Origin of the sequence: Curtobacterium poinsettiae, from assembly GCF_025677645.1 — a bacterium.
Classification (GTDB): domain Bacteria; phylum Actinomycetota; class Actinomycetes; order Actinomycetales; family Microbacteriaceae; genus Curtobacterium; species Curtobacterium poinsettiae_A.
The window spans coordinates 1,804,638-1,822,648 of record NZ_CP106879.1 but is presented as its reverse complement, the minus strand read 5'-3'; the positions used below and the strand labels follow the sequence as shown (position 1 = coordinate 1,822,648).

Here is an 18,011-nt window from a genome sequence, read left to right as displayed (position 1 = left end):
CGGGCCTCCCGTCCGCCTATCGGCACGACCAAGTCGTTGCATGATCGAGACACCGGTCCGACCCGTCATGCGGCATGGTTGAGCCACCAATGGTGGACAGGACGGAGCACACGGTGGAACGAGTGGTGGGGTGGGCCACGGTCGCGGTGGTCGTCCGATGACGCGCACAGGCCCTGCGGTGAGTCCGCAGCCGTGGACACTGATCGCCGTCGTGGTGCTGGTTGGCTGGGCGGTCGTGACGGCGCTGCTGTTCCCGGTCACCGGGATGGACGAGCACGAGGGCCCCGGCGACCAGGTCTGGCGGACCTCGTCGAGTGCGCTCGGCGTGCCGCTCTCGCCCGAGTGGGACGTCCTCGTCTGGCTCGCCGCGCTCGCGCTGGTGCCGGTCGTCGTCGTCGGTCTCACGTTCCTGCTCCGTCGCCGACGACCGCACACCGCGCCCGTCAGTCCGTCGCCGGGTGGCCCTGCCCGCTGAGGTGCGCACGGAGCACGTCGCGGACACTCGTCCACGACTGCACGCCGTAGCGGTCGTTGTCGACGTGGTGCAGCTGCGCCTGCCCGCTGAACATGCTCACGAAGTACTGCATCCCCTGCCACGCCGGGAACGTCTCGTCGGGGTCCTTCGACAGGCGCTTGCCCACGGCGCTCATCGCGGACAGGGTCCCGGTGGTGCCGGCCCACTGCAGCCGGAAGCGCTCCCCCGTCAGCTCGCTCACGGTGCGTGCGACGTCACGGGCGGTGACCTGGTCGCCCGCCATCTCGATCACCCGCGGAGCGTCGTCGTCCAGGGCGGCGAGCGCGGTGACCCGGGCGACGTCGTCCTTCGTGGTGAAGTCGAGCACCTGGTCCGCCGACGACCAGAACAGCACGAGCCGACGGCCGAACAGGATCATCGGGGCCTCGCCGGTCAGCAGGTCGGTGAACATGCCGGTCAGGATCGAGGTCGCCTGCACCGGGGCCGCGTCGAGGTCGGCGGCGAACTCACGCCGCAGCTCGAAGTTGCGGTTGGTGCCCGGTGCGATCCGCCGGTAGTCGGCCGAGTAGTCGGACGGGATGAACCGCCGGACGCCCGCCGCCACGGTCGCCGCGAGGAGCGCACGCTGTGCGTCGACGATCACCGGGCGGGTCCCGCTCACGGCGGAGACCACCACGTCGGACCCGCTGACGGCCCGGGTCAGGGCGTCGTGGTCGCCGTACTCGGCGGCGACGACGTCGACGCGTGGGTCGCCGCCGAAGCGCTCTTCGGCGGTCCTGCTGCCGGGCCGGGTGAGGACCCGGACCCGCACGTCGTGCTGGGTGAGCTCGCGGACGATGCGGTGCCCGAGGTCGCCGGTGGCGCCGGCGACGAGGATGGTGGTGGTCATGGGCTGGGCCTCACTGCAGTGGTGGTCGACGTGGTCGTCGCGGTGCGCCGTCGGGATCGCTCCGGGACGGCGAGGGGGTGTTGGAACGTGGGGTCTGCCTGGTCCGGTCCGGCGGTGCTGAGCCCGGCGGTGAGCGCGACGCGGGCCAGGAGCCGACGCAGCGTCGTCTGTTCGTCGTCGTCCAGGTGTCGCATGAGCACGCCCTCGGCGCCGCGCAGGGCGGACCGGGTCCGGGCGAGCAGGGTACGGCCGGCGTCGGTGGGGTGGACCTGCCGTACCCGCCGGTCCGTCGGGGCCGGGCGGCGTTCGACGAACCCACCCGACTCGAGCGCGTCGACGATGTAGGTCATCTGGGTCTTGTCGATCCCGAGCCGCTGCGCGAGTCCGAGTTGCGACGACGGTTCCTCGGTGGTGATCGCGACGAGCACCTGGTACCCGCGGGGCCCGCCCGGCACGTCGTCGACCGCCTCGCTGCCCATCCGTGTGAAGCCCTGGAGCGCCAGCGGCAGCGCCCACCCGAGCTCGGATTCGATCCCCTCGGCACCCCAGTCGATCTCGGGGAGCGCTCCTGCCGACGTCGGACTGTCCATGTCAGAGATCGTAGCCGGTCAAGATCGTCTTGTGCAAAGATCATCTGCAATCAAGACGGACAGCCGTCACCAACCGAGCAGCCGAGGACCCATGCCGGACACCACAGTCATCACCCCGTTCACCCTCGACGTCCCCCAGGCGGAGCTCGACGACCTGCGCGGTCGCCTGTCGGGAACCCGCTGGCCCGACGCCGAGACGGTCGAGGACACCTCGCAGGGACCCCGACTCGAGAAGGTCCGCGCCCTCGTCGAGCACTGGACGACGGAGTACGACTGGCGTCGGACCGAGGCGCTCCTGAACGGCTGGGGTCAGCACACCACCCACATCGACGGACTCGAGGTCCACTTCCTGCACGTCCGGTCTGCCGTCCCCGGTGCCCGCGCGCTCCTGCTCACCCACGGCTGGCCCGGATCCGTCCTGGAGTTCCGCCACGCCATCGGTCCGCTCACCGACCCGGTTGCGCACGGCGGCGACGCGGAGGACGCGTTCCACGTCGTGATCCCGAGCCTGCCCGGGTTCGGGTTCTCCGGCAGACCGACGACGACCGGGTGGAACACCGCTCGGACGGCCAGGGCCTGGTCGGTGCTGATGTCCCGGCTCGGCTACACGGACTGGTTCGCCCAGGGCGGTGACCTCGGCGCCACCGTCACCGCGGAGCTCGCAGCCCTGCAGGCCGCGGGGGACATCGGGCTCGCCGGCATCCACCTCAACATGGCGCTGTTCATGCCGACCGACGACGAAGCCCGGAACGCCTCCCCTGACGAGCAGGTCATGCTGCAGGAGAGCGGTCACTACTGGCAGGAGCTGTCGGCCTACTCGCAGCAGATGTCGACCCACCCGCAGACCATCGGGTACTCGTTGGCCGACTCCCCCGTCGGACTGGCGTCGTGGATCTACGCGATGTTCCAGGACGTCGGCGGCTCGCACGACGAACACGGCGACGCCGAGCGGATCTTCCCGCTCGACGAGATCATCGACGACGTCATGCTGTACTGGCTGCCGAACACCGCTGCGTCCTCGGCGCGGATGTACTGGGAAGCCACCCGGACCGGCTGGGCCACCCCGGGCACCGTCGAGGAACCGCTGACCCTGCCCGTCGGACTGAGCATCATGCCCGGCGAGTACGTCCGCCGGTCGCGCCGCTGGGCGGAGCGCCGCTACACAGACCTGGTGTTCTTCAACGAGGTCGCGCGCGGCGGGCACTTCGCGATGCTCGAACAGCCGGCGCTGCTCGTCGACGACGTCCGGGCGACGTTCCGGAACCTGCGCTGACGCCGGACGGGAGGCACGGCGCCAGCTGGCACCGTGCCTCCAGGCCGTCACGGCGAGCGCTCCGGACCCGCCCGTTACGCTGTCCCCGTGTCAGAGCCGCGCCGCAGTCCGGGGAACCAAGCTTCACTGCGTGAAGCCAACCGGGGTCGGGTCGTCAGCGCGGTGAAACGGCACGGCGGGCTGACGCAGGTCGAGCTCGCCGGGGTGACGGGACTGTCCCCCGCGACCGTCTCGAACATCGTCAAGGAACTCGTCGCGACCGGCGCCCTGCACGCGACGCCGAGCACCTCGAGCGGCCGTCGGGCGCTCCGCGTGACGCTGCCGCACGGCCTCGGGTTGGTCGCCGGGGTGCACGCCTCACCGCGGCACCTGCGGCTGGCACTGTCGGACCTGAACGGCGCCGTCCTGGCCGAGCGGCACATGCCCCTGGCCCGTGACCACCGTGCCGACGCCGAGCTCGACAAGACCGCGCTGCTCGTGCTGGACATGGTGGAGTCCATCGAGTCGTCGATGGACGAGGTGCTCGCCGTCGGCCTCGCCGTGGCCGCCCCGATCGACGCGCGCACCGGGATGACGGCGCGCGGTGGGATCCTGCGCGGCTGGGACGGCGTCGCGCTCGGGCAGTCGCTCGCCCGGCGGATGGACAAGCCCGTGCAGGTCGACAACTCGGCCAACCTCGCCGCACTGGCCGAGCACCGGAGCGGGGCGGCCCGTGGCCGCGACACCGTGGTGACGCTCGACGTCGGCAACGGCATCGGTGCGGGACTCGTGCTCGGCGGGCACCTGTTCCGCGGGCACCACGGCATCGCCGGCGAGTTCGGACACACGCCCGTCCTGCCGAACGGGCCCCTGTGCCGGTGCGGCAACCGCGGCTGCCTGGAGGCGATCGCCGGCGCGCCCGCCGTGCTCGAGGGTGTCCGCGACGAGGTCGGCACCCTGAAGCTGGCGGACCTGATCCTGCGCGCGATGGGCGGCGACCAGGTCTGCATGCGCGCCGTGGCCGACGCCGGGCGCGCGATCGGTTCGGCGGCGGTGGGGCTCTGCAACGTCCTCGACCCGGAGCGGGTGGTGGTCACGGGCGAGTTCGCGCGGGCCGGTGAACTCCTGCTCGGCCCGATGCGGCACGCCCTCGAGTCGTCGTTGATCGTCGACGTGGACGGCACCCCGGACGTGGTGCAGGGGCAGCTCGGCGAGAAGGCCGCGGTGACCGGCGCGCTGGCCCTGGCGATCGAGGCCGTGGACGTCACCCGCGCACGCTAGGAGGACCCGCGCCGGGCCGTGCCGACCGGGCGCTCCGTGCTGCACCGGCCGTGCCGCTCCGTGCTGCACCGGCCGTGCCGCTCCGCGCCCTCCGGGTAACGTTTTCGTCACGGCGCGCGGTCGTTGCGTTCAACTCTTGCAGCCAAGAACGCTCACTGTCACACTCAGGGCACCGCCGATGGGGGCGGTCCACTGTTGGAGGACGTTTCAATGAAGAAATCCACCACACGAGCGATGCTGGGCGTCAGCGCCCTGCTGCTCGCGATCACCACCCTGGCGGGCTGTTCCAACGGCGCGGACGCCGGAACCGGTTCCGGCGGAGGCGGCGGGGACGCGTCGAAGGCCAAGATCGGCCTGCTCCTGCCCGACTCCGTCACCGCCCGCTACGCCAGCGCCGACCGCCCGCTCTTCACCGCCGAGGTGAAGAAGCAGTGCAGCGGCTGCTCGGTCGTCTACGCGAACGCCGACGGCGACGCGTCGAAGCAGCTGCAGCAGGCCCAGTCGATGCTCACGCAGGGCGTCAAGGTCCTGGTCCTCGACCCGTTCGACGGCGAGGCCGCAGCGTCCATCGTCCAGCAGGCGAAGGCGAAGAAGGTGCCGGTGATCTCCTACGACCGGCTCATCAACAGCCCCGACCTGAGCTACTACATCTCGTTCGACAACGAGAAGGTCGGTGAGCTGCAGGGCCAGGCTCTGGTCGACGCACTCAAGGCGAAGAAGGTCCCGGAGGGCTCGGGCATCATCATGGTGAACGGCTCCCCCACCGACAACAACGCCTCGCAGTTCAAGAAGGGCGCGCACTCGGTCATCGACGACAGCGGCTACAAGGTGCTCGCCGAGTACGACACCCCCGGATGGGACCCCGCCAAGGCGCAGGACTGGGCAGCCGGCCAGATCAGCAAGCTCGGCAAGGACAAGATCACCGGCGTCTACGCGGCGAACGACGACACCGGCGGCGGCGTGATCGCGGCCCTGAAGTCGGCCGGCGTCACCGAGCTCCCGCCCGTCACCGGGCAGGACGCCTCGCTCGCGGGCATCCAGCGGATCCTCGCCGGCGAGCAGTACATGACCGTCTACAAGGCCTTCAAGCCCGAGGCGTCGAAGGCCGCCGACCTGGCGATCCAGTTCGCCAAGGGTGAGACCCCGAAGGGCGACACCACCGTCGACACCGCCGGCGGCGCCAGCGTCCAGTCGACGCTGCTCGACCCGGTCGCCGTCACCACGGACAACGTCCAGTCGACGGTGGTCAAGGACGGCCTGTACGAGGTGTCGAAGATCTGCACCGCGCAGTACGAGTCGGCCTGCGACAGCGCCGGCATCAAGTAGGTCCGACCCCCTCTGCCCGCCCGGTCCGACTGCGGACCGGGCGGGCCTCACCGATCGAGGACGACACCCGTGAGCACGACACCCGTGAGCAACGCGTCACCAGCAGCACACCCCTCCGCCGACCCGGTGATGTCCCTACGCGGGATCACCAAGCGGTTCGGCGCCGTCCAGGCCCTCAGCGACATCGACTTCGACGTCTACCCGGGCGAGGTGGTCGCCATCGTCGGCGACAACGGCGCCGGCAAGTCGACGTTCGTGAAGATCCTCGCCGGGGTCTACACGCCCGACGGCGGCACGATCACCTTCGGCGGCGACGAGGTCAGCGTCCCGAACCCCGCGGCGGCCCAGACCCTCGGCATCGCCACGGTGTTCCAGGACCTCGCCCTCGCCGACAACCTCGACGTGGTCTCGAACCTGTTCCTCGGTCGCGAGATCGCGCACCCGTTCCTCGACGAAGAGGAGATGGAGCGCCGCTCGTGGGAGCTCCTGCAGCAGCTCGCCGCGCGGATCCCGTCGGTGCGGATCCCGATCGCGTCGCTGTCCGGTGGGCAGCGGCAGACCGTGGCGATCGCTCGCTCGCTGATCGGCGACCCGCAGGTGGTCGTGCTCGACGAGCCCACCGCCGCACTCGGCGTCGCGCAGACCGCCGAGGTCCTGAACCTCGTCGAACGCCTGCGCGAGCGCGGCCTCGGCGTCGTGCTCATCAGCCACAACCTCGCGGACGTGCAGGCCGTCGCCGACCGGGTCGCGGTCCTGCGACTCGGCCGCAACAACGGCACGTTCCGCATCGACGACGTCTCCTACGAGGAGATCATCGCGGCCATCACCGGCGCCACCGACAACGCCGTCACCCGTCGCGCCGCCGCCCGGACCGAGCAGGAGACCAGCGCATGAGCAAGACCGACGAGACCCTCACCGCAGCGACCCCGACGCCCTCGGCCGCGGACCTGCAGGACGAGCGGCTCCTGCGTGACGCGGGGCTCGGCGGCGCGGCGAAGGCGTTCGTCCGACGGGTCCGTGGCGGCGACATCGGCTCGCTGCCGGTGGTCGTCGGGCTCATCGTCATCTGGGCGGTGTTCCAGGCGCTCTCCCCCGACTTCCTGTCCCCGGGCAACCTGGTCAACCTCGCCCTGCAGTGCGCCGCGGTCGGCACCATCGCGATCGGCATCGTGCTCGTGCTGCTGCTCGGCGAGATCGACCTGTCCGTCGGCAGCGTCAGCGGGCTGTCCGCCGCGATCCTCGGCCAGGGCCTGACCACACTCGGCTGGCCGCTGTGGCTCGTGCTCACCGTCGCGCTGGCCGTCGGCGCCGCCGCCGGTCTGCTCTACGGCCTGCTGTTCACCCGCTTCGGGGTGCCGAGCTTCGTCATCACGCTCGCCGGTCTGCTCGGGTTCCTCGGGCTGCAGCTGTTGATCCTCGGCCCGAACGGCTCGATCAACCTGCCGTACGACTCACCGATCGTGCAGTTCGCCTCGGCCTCGTACCTGCCGCCGTGGCTCGCCTACCTGCTCGCTGTGCTGGCAGCCGGCGGCCTGTTCTTCACCGAGGTCCGTCGCGCTGCCCGCCGCCGCCGTGCCGGGCTGTCGACCGGGGCGATGTCCCTGACCATCGTGAAGGCCGTCGCCCTGTTCCTCGGCCTCGCGCTGATGGTCTGGTACCTGTCGCGCGACTTCGGCACCGGCACCTCGTTCGTGTTCTTCGTCGTGCTGGTCGTGCTGATGAACTTCGTGCTGAAGCGCACCCGCTGGGGGCGCTCGGTCTTCGCGGTCGGCGGCAACGTCGAAGCCGCACGGCGCTCCGGCATCCGGGTGAACCGCATCTACATCTCGGTGTTCATGCTGACCTCGCTCTTCGCCACCGTCGGCGGCATCCTCGCCGCCGCCCGCCTGAACTCGGCGAGCCTGTCCTCCGGCGCCGGCGACACCAACCTCAACGCGATCGCCGCAGCCGTCATCGGCGGGACGAGTCTCTTCGGTGGCCGTGGCAGCGCCTGGTCGGCGCTGCTCGGCATCATCGTGATCCAGTCGATCTCGAACGGGCTCACCCTGCTGAGCCTCGACTCGTCGATCCGCTACATGATCACCGGCGCGGTCCTGCTGCTGGCCGTCATCATCGACTCGCTCTCGCGGCGCAGCCGCGCCAGTCACGGCGCGGCCTGAGCGGGGCCCTGGACCCCGCCACGCCGACGGACGGGAGGCGCGGTGCCAGCTGGCACCGTGCCTCCCGTCCGTCTCGGCGCGCGTCTCCGATCCGGGAGACGCCGGCGTCCCAGGGCGCGCTACTTGCTCTTCGAACCCGAGGTTCCCGGCAGGCTGAGGATGTTGTCGGTACCCTGCGGCACGACGATCAGAGAGCCGTTGTCGCCAGCGCTCTTGAGGGCCTCGATCTCGCGCTGCTTGAGCGCGGCGTCCGAGAGCGGGTGCTCGTTGAGGACCTCGTTGGCGTCGGCCTGACCCTGCGCTTCGGCGACCTGCTGCTGTGCCTGCACCTTCTTGGCGTCCAACAGTGCGCGCTCCTTCGTGACCTGGATCTGCGCCTGCTGTGCCGTGGCGTACGCCTCGGTGACGGACTTCGGCGGGGTGATCTCCTGCAGCGCGAAGTTGTCGACGTGCACGCCGGAGCCCTTCCACCGCGTCTCGAGCGCCTGGATCATCGATTTCTCCACCGTGCCGCGCTTGGTGATGAGCTCGATCGTGGTGAAGTCGTTCGGCACCTGGCGGACGACGCTGCGCACCGAGTTGCCGATGAACTGCGTCTTGAAGTTCTCCTCGGTCTTGTACGACCGGTAGATGTCGGTGACCGACTTCGCGTCGATGCTGTACTGCAGGTTCAGGCTGACGTTCGACGAGACGCCGTCCTGGTCCTGCACCGTGACGTACGGGCCGGAGCGCACGTTGCCGTTGTTGTCCGAGTCCGAGCCGTTCACCGCGTTGATGTAGGTGACGGTCTGGTTGCGGATGTTGAACGTGTGGAGCGTGGCCCACGGCGCCTTGAAGTGGAACCCGGAGTCCGTGGTCTGCCCGACGATGTTGCCGGAGATGTCCACCTGGACCTTCGACTCGCCCGTGTCCTGCGCGTAGAGCGTGCTGCCCAGCGTGAGCCCGACGAACAGGACGCCGGCTGCGGCCGCGGTCCACGCGGCGATGAGGTTCGGGCGGCGGGTCGGGACGGCGGGGCGTGCCTCGCGACCGGGTGTGGCCGGGCGTGCGGGGGTGGAGTAGGTGCGTGTTCGGAAGTAGAGCGCGACGAGCGCGATGACGAGGAAGACGATGGCGGCGACGAACATGACGATCACTCCTGGATGCTTGTCCGAGCAGTCTGCCGTACCCGGAGGGGTGCGGGTGACGCGGGTGCGCGTGGGGCGCCGTGTCGCGTGGTGCGTGTGTCGTCTGGCGTCCGTGTCGTCTGGCGTCCGTGTCGTCTGGTGCGAGGTTGCGCACCTGGTGCGACCCTCGATGCCTCGCACCAGGAGTGCAACCTCGCACCGAGCGGCAGCGGGCGGCCCCCGGGTCAGCTTGAGGGACTGATGCAGTCGTGGGCCAAGGCGGCCCGGATCGCCTCGAGTGCCATCGCCCCGAGCGCAGCGTCGGCGGCTGCGGTACCGCCGCGCGCCATCTCGGTCCCACCGACCACGACTGGCTCGGTCGGCAGGACCACCCGGTGCCCTGCATCCCGATGGACCACCACGGTCGTGGTGTGCCCGGCCGCGGCCCGCCGAGCTGCGATGCGGCGAGCGCTCTGGGCGCTCGGCCAGACCTGGTCGTCCTCACCGGCGATCAGGACGAGCTGCTGTATCCGCTCGACGGGTACCGCCGCTGCCCGAACCCGGTCCGGGGCGGCCTCGTAGGAACGCTCGTAGAGCGATCGGAAGCGCGGTGGTTCTCCCCGCCGCCAGGTGTCCCACGCCAACGGCACGTGCGGCAGTGGCGATCCGTCGAGGGTCCAGTGCGATCGTTCCACGCCCCCGCCGTCCGGCCAGGGCCACACCACGTCGGTGGGTGCGAACGCGATGACGCCCGCGACCGAGGGGCGGTGCGCGCCGAGGACCAGCGCGGCCTCGGCGCCGAGGGAGGTCCCGACGAGCCAGACACGGTCGCAGCTCCGCTCGAGTTCGTCGATGCGGGCGAGGAAGAGTTCGAGCGGGACGGCCCACGGTCCCGGTTGCTGGCCGGCTCCTCCGAACCACCGGATCGACTCCGCGACGTGCCCGAGTCCGGCGAAGACCCGCGCGCGGTCCTCATCGACCCGCCCGCTCGACCCAGCGAGCACCAGGACGCCGGTCCCAGATCGGACGGGCGGGACGAACCGAACGCCTTCAGGGTCCTTCAGACCGATTCGCTGCACGAGACCAGCATGACCCCTCCGATCACCCGTCGCGAGGAACGCTGTTCGCAGCGCGTGACGCCGACACCGCACCGGCGACGAGCGCGGCCAGCGTGCTCACCAGTGACAGGCCGAGCAGCACAACGTAGAGAACCGGGGTGAGCTGCGCCGGGACGGAGACGATCGCCACGATTGCGGACGTGATCAGCAACGGCCGCATGACCCGGTGCGCGGCGAGGTGCCCAGCGCGCCAGGCCACGTCGCTCCGCATGAGTGACGGCAGCCGGATGCCCGCTGCGCGGTTCCGTCCCAGGCCGTCTGCAGCGATCGACACGATGCCCCAGATCGCCGCGTCGACGATGAGCAGGAGCACGGCGCAGCCGATCGCGGCCCACCAACCCGGACTGTCCATCTCGGCCTCCCCGCACCACGCTAACGCGCGGTGGAGGCAGCACGCGCGAGGTCAGGAGACGGGCGCGCCGACCCGATCGAGCTCGGCCAGGACTCGGCGGCTTCGACGCACGCCGATCGCCGTCGCGACCGTGACGAACACCACGACGACGGCGATGAACACCAGGAACGCCCAACCCCATCCGAACGTCGTGGCCGAGGCACCTCCGAGTCCCACCAGGCTCAGCCCCGTGCCGATCAGGGTCGGGGCCGAGGCCCGGGTGAAGCGTCGCTGCCACGCGAGCATCGCCCGCACGAGCGGCACGGTCTCGGGCGTCACCGGTGCCCGTCCGCTGATCTGTCGGGTGACGGACTTGCGGTCCGCCGGGGTGAGCGCGCCGAGCGGCTGCTCCGGCGCCTCGACGAGGTACGGCAGCAGTCTGCGGTGGCGTCGAGCACGGACCCAGGCGGTCACGTTCACGACCGCTCCGGCCAGGGCGAACAAGAACCAGATCACCGAGTCGGTGCGGAGCACGGAGGGAACGCTGATGAACGCCCACAGGATCGACATGCCGGCGAACCCCGCCTGCTGCGACAACACGACCGCCGTCGGTCCGTGCTCGACCAGGTGGTTGGCGCGACGCGTCGCCTCGACGAGGTCACTCGGGCTCACCACCCCGGCACCTGAACCCGGACCGAACTGATCCGACCGGCGCGTGTCTTCGCAGTCACGGCCGGGTCGTAGCTGTCGGCGGTCGCCAGGTAGAGGGTGCGACCGTCCTCGCCACCGAGCGCACAGTCGATCGCGCAGTCCCCGGGCGCGTCGATGCGGTCCGTCACCTCGCCGCCCTCGACGACCCGCAGGAACTCCCCTGTGTCGACCGAGCAGACCCAGATCGCGCCGTCACGGTCGACGGTGCTGCCGTCCGGGGTCACACCGCCGGGCAGGGCTGCCCACTCGCGCCGCCCGGTCAGTGAGCCGTCGTCCTCGATGTCGAAGGCGGTGAGGCGGCCACCCCACGTCTCGCTGACCACCAGGGTCCGGGTGCCGGGCAGGATGTTGGCGCTGTTCGGGAACACCAGGCCCTCGGCGGCGAGGCGGACCAAGCCGTCAGGGTCGATCACGTAGAGCGGGCCGGGGCGCAGTTCCTCGCCCGCGTACAGGTCGTAGCCGAAGGCACCGATGTAGGTCCGGCCGGTCTGGGCGTCGACGACCAGGTCGTTCACGAGCGACGACTCGATCGTGGACAGGTCGGCGAACACCGAGGTGCTGCCGTCCGGGTCGACGACGACGACCGTGCGGGACTCCATCGAACTGACGATCAACCGCCCGTCGGCGAGCCACCCGAGCCCCGACGACTGCCCGTCGACCGTCGCCTCGAGCCGGGGGCCGTCGGTCGAGGACGGGTCGACCGAGAACACCTCGCCGGTGTGCATGTCCGAGTACCAGAGCCGCCCGTCGTGCCAGCGGTTCCCCTCCGGGAAACGGATGCCGGAGATGACGATGTCGGTCGCGGAGTCCAGGGTGATGTGCACGGGTCCAGCCTGCCAGCGGGACCGGGATGCTGCCCGGACGGATGCCGTGACGGCGGCCTAGGGTCGTCCCATGCCGGGTCGTCACCTCATCCACCACCTGGGCGTCTTCGCCAGCGACTTCGCCGCGAGCGACGCGTTCTACACCGCAGCCCTCGCGCCCCTCGGCATCGGAGCGGGCTACCGCACGGACGCCGTCGCCGAGTTCTGGCAGCACGGGGACGACACCCCGAGCGTCTCGCTCGAGACCGCCCGGCCCCCCGAGGCGACGACGCGCGGACTCCACCTGGCGTTCGAGGCCGGGTCACGGAGCGAGGTCGACGCCTTCCACCGCGAAGCCGTCGCCGCCGGCGGGGTGTCACGGCACGAGCCGCGCTACTGGCCGGAGTACCACGCGTACACCGCGTTCGTGTCCGACCCGGACGGCAACAACGTCGAGGCCCTGGTCAAGGAGACCGGTGACTGAACCGGCGGCTGCACAACAGTCATCAACGGACGAACGGCACGACGCATCTGGCACGATCGACCCATGCCCCTCGACGGAACTCCCCTGCACCGGCTCGGCTTCCTGACGATCGGGTCGTTCGACCCCGCACGACCGTCCGCGGGCCACGAGGACACCCTGCGCGTGATCGAGCGCGCCGAGGCCCTGGGCTTCGACAGCGCCTGGCTGCGCCACCGGCACCTGCAGCACGGCATCTCCTCCCCCGTCGCGCTGCTGGCCGCCGCCTCGCAGCGCACCTCGCGCATCGACCTGGGCACCGCCGTCACCCCGATCGGCGCGGAGAACCCGTTCCGCCTCGCGGAGGACCTCAGCACGGTCGACGTCCTGCTCGGCGGCCGCCTGAACCCGGGGTTCTCGGTCGGCACCCCGATGAACTTCGACCTGTACCGCGACGCGATCTACCCCGACACCCTGGAGCACGAGGACCTCGGCAACGACCGGCTCCTGCGCTTCCGTGCCATGGTGCGCGGTGACCCGGTGACGGCCACCGAGACCGTCGAACGCCGCGGCATCGAGGAGTTCGCGAGCACCGTCCAGCCGCACAGCGCCGGCCTGGCCGAACGGATCTGGTACGGCACCGGCAGCACGAAGTCGGCCGTGTGGGCGGGTGAGAACGGCTTCCACCTGCTCACCTCGAGCGTCACCCGCAGTGAGAACGGCACCGACTTCGCCACGAACCAGCGCGCTCAGATCGACGCCTACCTCGACGTCCACTCCGACCCCGCTGCCGCCCGCGTCTCGCAGGGCCTGGTCGTCATCCCGACCGACACCGCGACCGCCGAGCAAGAGGCCCGCTACCGCGCCTACGTCGACAGCCGCTCGGGTCGCGTCGGCGTGCCGCAGGGCCCCGCCGGAATGCTCTTCGCCGCCGACCTGGTGGGCACGTCGGCCGAGATCGCGGACCGGCTCCGTGCCGACGTCGGCTACCAGGCGGTCACCGAGGTCGCCTTCGCGCTCCCGTTCTCGTTCGAGCCCGACGACTACGCCCAGATCATCACGGACATCGCCGAGCGGCTGGGTCCGGAACTCGGCTGGGCGCCGAGATCCGACGGGTGGGACCCGCAGCACGGATGACGAGTCGGCCGATTGCACCGGTGGTGGTCACGGCACTCGATGTCGGGCAAGATCAACGCGAGGGTCATCAGCACCCGTCGACTCTGGGGGGTCACATGCACGACCAGCGTCCCGAAGAACCGGTCCGACAGCACTCGACCGACTTCCTCCCCGGGGTCAGCGGCAACCCGGTCGCCCCGTTCCAGCGAGACCATCGACCGGGTAGCGCGCCGATCCGGAACGACTGGATCTTCTTCGTCCCCATCGGCGGTGTGGTCGTCCTCGGGGTCGTCGCGTACGTCATCTGGGGCTCGTGATGCGGCTCCGGGTGGGGTTCGCAGAGTCAGAGCCCGGCAGCACGCCGACGATCGAACACGATGAACGGCTCATCCGGACCTTCCGGCACACCGCGAGCCGACTGTTGTTCTGGGGGTGCGTGCTGTGTGCGCTCGGCGGCGTCTCGATCGGCTGGTCAGTAGTCGGCCCGATCCGCCTGACGGGGCTGGCTCTGGCGGGCTTCTTCGTCCTCGTGGGCTCGGGCTTCCTCGTCCTGCGGGGCCGAGTGATCCGACGGGCTCGGCCTGCCGTGGCGGCCGCGCAGGGTCGCATCGACCGTTTCCGATCATGGCAACGCTCGCAGCCAGGGTGGGTCCCCCTGGACGCCCTGCGCCGGTCCGGTCGGTGACGGCATCCTCGATGCCGTCACCGGGTCGAGTGACCTCGTCAGTCCTGCTGGTCCGCCTCCACCGCGTCCCGCAGCCGGTCGAGCACGTCCGGCACCGCTGAGCGCACCCGGCTCCAGCTCGGGATGAACGGCTTGTCGTTCGGCCGCGCCGTGAAGGCGCCGCCGGCATCGAGGATCGCCTTGGTGAAGAGCTCCACCGCGGCTTCCTCGGCGTGCTGGTCGAACGCGAGCCCGCTCATCTCGGCTTCGTGCCGGTACACCTCGACGATGTCGAGCGCGTTCCGGTAGTACGTCGCCTTGAGCACGCGGAACGAGTCGGACGTGAGCGGGACGCCCATGGTCGCGAGCTTCCGGAGCAGCGACTGCACGATGTCGTTGCCCATCCGGGCGAGGCCGCCGGTGCCGTCGGCCTCGGCGAGGGGCTGGTGCTTGTGGTCGTACGCGTCGGCGATCTCCACCTGGCACACCTGCCGGGTCGCGTAGTCGCGGTACACCTCGGACAGCATGCCGATCTCGAGTCCCCAGTCGCCGGGGATCTTCAGGCCGTTCAGCACGTGGGCACGCATCGCGAACTCGCCGGACAGCGGGTACCGGAAGCTGCTCAGGTACTCCAGGTACTCGGACTCCCCGTAGACCTGGCGGAGCGAGCGGAGCAGGGGCCCGACGAGCAGCCGCGCGGCGCGGCCGTTGATCCGACCGTCGGCGACGCGGGCGTAGTAGCCCTTCGAGAACTCGTAGTCGAACGCGGGGTTCGCGACCGGGTAGAACAACCTCGCGAGCATGCCCCGCTCGTAGGTGGTGATGTCGCAGTCGTGCAGGGCGATGCAGTCCGCCCGCTCCGACGCCAGCGCGTACCCGGTGCAGTACCAGACGTTCCGGCCCTTGCCGGGCTCCCCCGGTGCCAGGCCCGCACGCTCCAGTTCGGCGTCGAGCTCGCGCAGTCGCGGCCCGTCGTTCCACAGGATCCGGTGCCGCTGCGGCAGCCGCGAGAAGAACTCGCGGGCGTGCTCGAACTGCGAGCGGTCGGCCCGGTCGAGCCCGATCACGATCTCGCTGAGCCAGTCGGCCTCGGCCAGCTCGTCGACGATCCGCGACAGGGCTGGACGCTCGAGCTCGGAGTACAGCGCCGGCAGGATAAGGCTCATCGGGCGTTTCTCGGCGAAGCCCCGCAGGTCCTCCTCGAGGCTCGCGGTGCTGCGGCGACCGAGGTCGTGGAACGTCGTGATGACGCCGTTCTGGTGGAAGTCGCTCATCGGTGGCTCCTGACGGACGGGGTGGTGAACCGGGTGAGGCCCTCGGTCCAGCCTTGCGGGCCGGGGGCGGTCGTGCGGTGGACGCGCTCGGGGCGGTCGTCGGCGAGTGGTCCGGGTGCCGGGCCGTGCCCGCGGACCACGACGGCGAAGTCGACCGCGTCGAGCAACGCCGTGTCGTTCGGGCCGTCACCGAGTCCGATCGTGCGCGGGACCGTCCCCGTCCGACGCTCGTGGTCGGCGATCAGTGTCCGGACCGCCGCGCCCTTGTCGCGGCCCGCCAGCAACACGTGCCAGAACCGACCGCCGCGCACCAGGTCGAGGCCGACCGCGGCGAGCGCCGCGCGGAACGCGTCCGCCCGGTCGTCGTCCTCGGCGTGCCAGAGCAGGACCTCGGACGCCTCGCGCTGCTGCGCTCGTCCAGCCGCTTCGAGGTCGAGCCCCGTCCACGCGGCGACGACCGCGTCGGTCACGTCGCCGAAGGTCTCGAACTGCAACTCCAGTGACTGGCGGACGCGGGCGAGTTCCGCGTGCAGCCGCTCGAGGTCGCCGTCGACCGGTCCGACCAGCACGTCGCCCGCCGGTCCGACCACGAGCGCGCCGTTCTCCGCCACGAACGCGTGCCCGTCGAGCCCGGTGCGCGCCTGCAGTGCCGTGATCTCGGCACGCGTCTTGCTGCTGCAGAACACCACGGGGACGTCGTCCGCCCGCAGCTGTTCCAGCATCGGCAGGGCCGCGTCGAACGAGTAGTCGTGGTGGTCGAGGAACGTCCCGTCGAGGTCCGTGACGATCATCAGGTCGGGTGTTGGCATCGTGCTCCGCTGGCGGCTGGCTGGGCTGCGGGCGACGATGCCCCGAACCACCCTGCCACGCGCATGCGTCGGGCGGGTGAACAAGCCGGCGTCGGTCGCGCGCCGCGACCAGCGGACGGTCTGGAGGAACAGTGCCAGCTGGCACCGCGCCTCCAGGACGATCCGCGCAATGGCGGCCCCGACCGCGACACGCCCGGCGGCGACCGATCTGTGAGGATGTCCCCTCCGTGCACACTGCGCAAGTGAAGGGGGTGGACATGAACCGATCAGCCGAGCCGGACAGCGCGCTCGTGGCGGCAGCGGCGCGCGGCGACCGCAGTGCGGTCACCGCGTTGTTCGACCGTCATGCCGAGACCATGACCCGGTACACGTGGGCACTGGTCACGCGGCGCATGGACGTCGAGGAGATCGTGCAGGACGCGTTCCTGACCCTGTGGCAGAAAGCCGACACCGTGGAGGTCCCCGGGGAGTCACTCCTGCCGTGGCTGCTCGTCGTGTGCCGGAACCACGCCGCGAACCTGCGGCGACAGCAGCGACGGCACGAGGGTGTCGACCTGCCCGACGAGCTCGCCGCGCCCGAGCCGGACGACGACGCCCGCGAGCGACTGCGGTGGGTCCGCGCCGAGATCGACGCACTCGCACCACTCGATCGCCAGGTGTGCGAGCTCTGCCTCATCGAGGGCCGCTCCTACGCCGAGGCCGCCGACCTGCTCGGCATGAGCGTCGGCGCCGTCACCCAGCGCGTGTGGCGGTCCCGTGCACGGATCAAGAAGGCGGTGACGAACGATGAACGATGAACGACGAACCGACCACGGGTCCCCGATGAGCAACGAGCCGCCCGGTGGCGACGAGATGCAGCGGATGCTCGCCGGCATGCGGCAGCAGGTCGTCCGGGGCATGCACGACGAGCCCCGCCCGGCCGCCAAGCACCGTCGAGTCGGCCTCATCGTGGCGTTGATCGCCGTGCTCGGCATCGGTACCGCGAGCGGTTCGGTGGCGCTCGGCCTGGTCCCGACGCCCTTCGCCGCCGCGCCGACACCGGCTGCGACCTCTGCGGCGCCGGCCCCGGCACCGTCCGGGTCGCCGTCACCGTCAGCGGCGCGCATCACGCCGACGCCGACCCCGACGGCCGACACGACGGGGACCATCCCCGCGGCGTGCACGGACGCCGTTCCGGCAGCTGATGCTCCGCGCCTGTTCGGTTCACTGGTCCTCGACCAGCTCCGACCCGCGGTTCCCGGGGGGAAGACCGACTACTACGTCGACCCCGAGGAACCGTTCACCGCGGACGCGACGCTGGTCTGCCACTGGTCGCCGAGCGGCAGCACCGAGGACGTCGACAACCTGTTCCTCGGGATGGGCACCGTCGACCGAGGTGTCCTCCAGGCCCGGCTCCAGTCCCTCGCAGGCAAGGGCTGGACCTGCACCGACACACTCGGCGGCCGTTCCTGCCAGCACACCGAGACGTCGATGTACTACTCGGACCGGGTGGACACGACGCACACGTTCTTCGTGCGCGGCGACACCTGGATCGCGGTCACGCAGTCGAACATCCCGACCGACGGTCTCCTGAAAGCGCTCGTCCAGCAGACCTGGACGGACTGATCGATGGGCTGGAGGCACGGTGCCAGCTGGCCCCGCGCCTCC

20 protein-coding genes are annotated in these 18,011 nt (G+C 70.8%); 11 read left to right on the top strand and 9 right to left on the bottom strand.

The window, feature by feature from the left end; genetic code table 11:
* Positions 1 to 178: 178 nt before the first annotated feature.
* The gene (locus OE229_RS08870) at positions 179 to 475 is read left to right on the top strand and encodes a hypothetical protein (protein ID WP_182065997.1); all 297 of its coding nucleotides are present in this window, start codon (positions 179 to 181) and stop codon (positions 473 to 475) included.
* Here OE229_RS08870 and OE229_RS08865 read toward each other — a convergent pair.
* Both OE229_RS08865 and OE229_RS08860 read right to left on the bottom strand, forming a co-directional pair.
* Positions 444 to 1,364 (bottom strand): NmrA family NAD(P)-binding protein, encoded by a 921-nt coding sequence (locus tag OE229_RS08865; protein ID WP_262137499.1) that lies wholly within the window; start codon positions 1,362 to 1,364, stop codon positions 444 to 446. The genes OE229_RS08870 and OE229_RS08865 overlap by 32 nt on opposite strands.
* Complete coding sequence (locus tag OE229_RS08860) at positions 1,361 to 1,954, bottom strand: MarR family winged helix-turn-helix transcriptional regulator (RefSeq protein ID WP_262137498.1); 594 nt, start codon at positions 1,952 to 1,954, stop codon at positions 1,361 to 1,363. The genes OE229_RS08865 and OE229_RS08860 overlap by 4 nt, the downstream gene beginning before the upstream one ends.
* Positions 1,955 to 2,045: 91 nt before the next feature.
* On the opposite strand from OE229_RS08860, the gene OE229_RS08855 reads away from it, so the two are divergent.
* The 5 genes from OE229_RS08855 (at position 2,046) to OE229_RS08835 (ending at position 7,972) form a co-directional block, all read left to right on the top strand.
* Positions 2,046 to 3,227: an epoxide hydrolase family protein gene (locus tag OE229_RS08855; protein WP_262137497.1), complete on the top strand. Its 1,182-nt coding sequence runs from the start codon at positions 2,046 to 2,048 to the stop codon at positions 3,225 to 3,227.
* 87 nt (positions 3,228 to 3,314) lie between these two features.
* Complete coding sequence (locus OE229_RS08850; protein WP_262137496.1) at positions 3,315 to 4,487, top strand: ROK family transcriptional regulator; 1,173 nt, start codon at positions 3,315 to 3,317, stop codon at positions 4,485 to 4,487.
* A gap of 210 nt (positions 4,488 to 4,697) precedes the next feature.
* Positions 4,698 to 5,813, top strand: a complete 1,116-nt coding sequence (locus OE229_RS08845; RefSeq protein ID WP_209133318.1) for a sugar ABC transporter substrate-binding protein — start codon at positions 4,698 to 4,700, stop codon at positions 5,811 to 5,813.
* Positions 5,814 to 5,942: 129 nt separating this feature from the next.
* Complete coding sequence (locus OE229_RS08840) at positions 5,943 to 6,707, top strand: ATP-binding cassette domain-containing protein (RefSeq protein WP_110864792.1); 765 nt, start codon at positions 5,943 to 5,945, stop codon at positions 6,705 to 6,707.
* Entirely contained in the window at positions 6,704 to 7,972 is a 1,269-nt protein-coding gene (locus OE229_RS08835) for a sugar ABC transporter permease (protein WP_138802952.1), read from the top strand. Before OE229_RS08840 ends, OE229_RS08835 begins: the two co-directional genes overlap by 4 nt.
* Before the next feature lie 119 nt (positions 7,973 to 8,091).
* Here the strand turns inward: OE229_RS08835 and OE229_RS08830 are convergent, their stop codons facing one another.
* The 5 genes from OE229_RS08830 to OE229_RS08810 all read right to left on the bottom strand — a co-directional run bounded on the left by OE229_RS08830 (position 8,092) and on the right by OE229_RS08810 (position 12,062).
* Positions 8,092 to 9,099 carry an SPFH domain-containing protein gene (locus OE229_RS08830; RefSeq protein ID WP_247737528.1) on the bottom strand — a complete coding sequence of 336 codons (1,008 nt, stop codon included), beginning with the start codon at positions 9,097 to 9,099 and terminating at the stop codon, positions 8,092 to 8,094.
* Between the two features lie 224 nt (positions 9,100 to 9,323).
* Positions 9,324 to 10,157, bottom strand: coding sequence for an acyl-CoA thioester hydrolase/BAAT C-terminal domain-containing protein (locus OE229_RS08825; protein WP_262137495.1), 834 nt, complete (start codon positions 10,155 to 10,157; stop codon positions 9,324 to 9,326).
* A 22-nt stretch (positions 10,158 to 10,179) separates the two neighbouring features.
* Entirely contained in the window at positions 10,180 to 10,548 is a 369-nt protein-coding gene (locus OE229_RS08820; protein ID WP_262137494.1) for an SdpI family protein, read from the bottom strand.
* 51 nt (positions 10,549 to 10,599) lie between these two features.
* The gene (locus tag OE229_RS08815; protein WP_262137493.1) at positions 10,600 to 11,199 is read right to left on the bottom strand and encodes a hypothetical protein; all 600 of its coding nucleotides are present in this window, start codon (positions 11,197 to 11,199) and stop codon (positions 10,600 to 10,602) included.
* Positions 11,196 to 12,062, bottom strand: a complete 867-nt coding sequence (locus tag OE229_RS08810) for an SMP-30/gluconolactonase/LRE family protein (RefSeq protein WP_262137492.1) — start codon at positions 12,060 to 12,062, stop codon at positions 11,196 to 11,198. The genes OE229_RS08815 and OE229_RS08810 overlap by 4 nt, the downstream gene beginning before the upstream one ends.
* A gap of 70 nt (positions 12,063 to 12,132) precedes the next feature.
* Here OE229_RS08810 and OE229_RS08805 point away from each other — a divergent pair, with 70 nt between their 5' ends.
* The 3 genes from OE229_RS08805 to OE229_RS08795 all read left to right on the top strand — a co-directional run bounded on the left by OE229_RS08805 (position 12,133) and on the right by OE229_RS08795 (position 13,934).
* Entirely contained in the window at positions 12,133 to 12,525 is a 393-nt protein-coding gene (locus OE229_RS08805; RefSeq protein WP_262137491.1) for a VOC family protein, read from the top strand.
* Between the two features lie 63 nt (positions 12,526 to 12,588).
* Entirely contained in the window at positions 12,589 to 13,638 is a 1,050-nt protein-coding gene (locus OE229_RS08800) for an LLM class flavin-dependent oxidoreductase (RefSeq protein WP_262137490.1), read from the top strand.
* Between the two features lie 95 nt (positions 13,639 to 13,733).
* The gene (locus OE229_RS08795) at positions 13,734 to 13,934 is read left to right on the top strand and encodes a hypothetical protein (RefSeq protein ID WP_111057409.1); all 201 of its coding nucleotides are present in this window, start codon (positions 13,734 to 13,736) and stop codon (positions 13,932 to 13,934) included.
* A gap of 406 nt (positions 13,935 to 14,340) precedes the next feature.
* Here the strand turns inward: OE229_RS08795 and OE229_RS08790 are convergent, their stop codons facing one another.
* Positions 14,341 to 15,555, bottom strand: coding sequence for a glycosyltransferase family protein (locus OE229_RS08790; protein ID WP_027464806.1), 1,215 nt, complete (start codon positions 15,553 to 15,555; stop codon positions 14,341 to 14,343).
* Positions 15,552 to 16,364, bottom strand: coding sequence for an HAD-IIB family hydrolase (locus tag OE229_RS08785; RefSeq protein ID WP_262137472.1), 813 nt, complete (start codon positions 16,362 to 16,364; stop codon positions 15,552 to 15,554). The genes OE229_RS08790 and OE229_RS08785 overlap by 4 nt, the downstream gene beginning before the upstream one ends.
* A 257-nt stretch (positions 16,365 to 16,621) precedes the next feature.
* On the opposite strand from OE229_RS08785, the gene OE229_RS08780 reads away from it, so the two are divergent.
* Positions 16,622 to 17,161: an RNA polymerase sigma factor gene (locus OE229_RS08780; protein WP_083389453.1), complete on the top strand. Its 540-nt coding sequence runs from the start codon at positions 16,622 to 16,624 to the stop codon at positions 17,159 to 17,161.
* Positions 17,162 to 17,186: 25 nt separating this feature from the next.
* Positions 17,187 to 17,969, top strand: a complete 783-nt coding sequence (locus tag OE229_RS08775) for a hypothetical protein (RefSeq protein WP_262137470.1) — start codon at positions 17,187 to 17,189, stop codon at positions 17,967 to 17,969.
* The last annotated feature ends 42 nt before the right edge of the window (positions 17,970 to 18,011 follow it).

Coding starts and splice junctions, on each gene's coding strand:
- OE229_RS08865 (WP_262137499.1), bottom strand. CDS start 1,364: ATGACCACCACCATCCTCGTCGCCGGCGCCACCGGCGACCTCGGGCAC.
- OE229_RS08860 (WP_262137498.1), bottom strand. CDS start 1,954: ATGGACAGTCCGACGTCGGCAGGAGCGCTCCCCGAGATCGACTGGGGT.
- OE229_RS08855 (WP_262137497.1), top strand. CDS start 2,046: ATGCCGGACACCACAGTCATCACCCCGTTCACCCTCGACGTCCCCCAG.
- OE229_RS08845 (WP_209133318.1), top strand. CDS start 4,698: ATGAAGAAATCCACCACACGAGCGATGCTGGGCGTCAGCGCCCTGCTG.
- OE229_RS08840 (WP_110864792.1), top strand. CDS start 5,943: ATGTCCCTACGCGGGATCACCAAGCGGTTCGGCGCCGTCCAGGCCCTC.
- OE229_RS08835 (WP_138802952.1), top strand. CDS start 6,704: ATGAGCAAGACCGACGAGACCCTCACCGCAGCGACCCCGACGCCCTCG.
- OE229_RS08830 (WP_247737528.1), bottom strand. CDS start 9,099: ATGTTCGTCGCCGCCATCGTCTTCCTCGTCATCGCGCTCGTCGCGCTC.
- OE229_RS08820 (WP_262137494.1), bottom strand. CDS start 10,548: ATGGACAGTCCGGGTTGGTGGGCCGCGATCGGCTGCGCCGTGCTCCTG.
- OE229_RS08805 (WP_262137491.1), top strand. CDS start 12,133: ATGCCGGGTCGTCACCTCATCCACCACCTGGGCGTCTTCGCCAGCGAC.
- OE229_RS08800 (WP_262137490.1), top strand. CDS start 12,589: ATGCCCCTCGACGGAACTCCCCTGCACCGGCTCGGCTTCCTGACGATC.
- OE229_RS08795 (WP_111057409.1), top strand. CDS start 13,734: ATGCACGACCAGCGTCCCGAAGAACCGGTCCGACAGCACTCGACCGAC.
- OE229_RS08790 (WP_027464806.1), bottom strand. CDS start 15,555: ATGAGCGACTTCCACCAGAACGGCGTCATCACGACGTTCCACGACCTC.
- OE229_RS08785 (WP_262137472.1), bottom strand. CDS start 16,364: ATGCCAACACCCGACCTGATGATCGTCACGGACCTCGACGGGACGTTC.
- OE229_RS08780 (WP_083389453.1), top strand. CDS start 16,622: ATGAACCGATCAGCCGAGCCGGACAGCGCGCTCGTGGCGGCAGCGGCG.
- OE229_RS08775 (WP_262137470.1), top strand. CDS start 17,187: ATGAGCAACGAGCCGCCCGGTGGCGACGAGATGCAGCGGATGCTCGCC.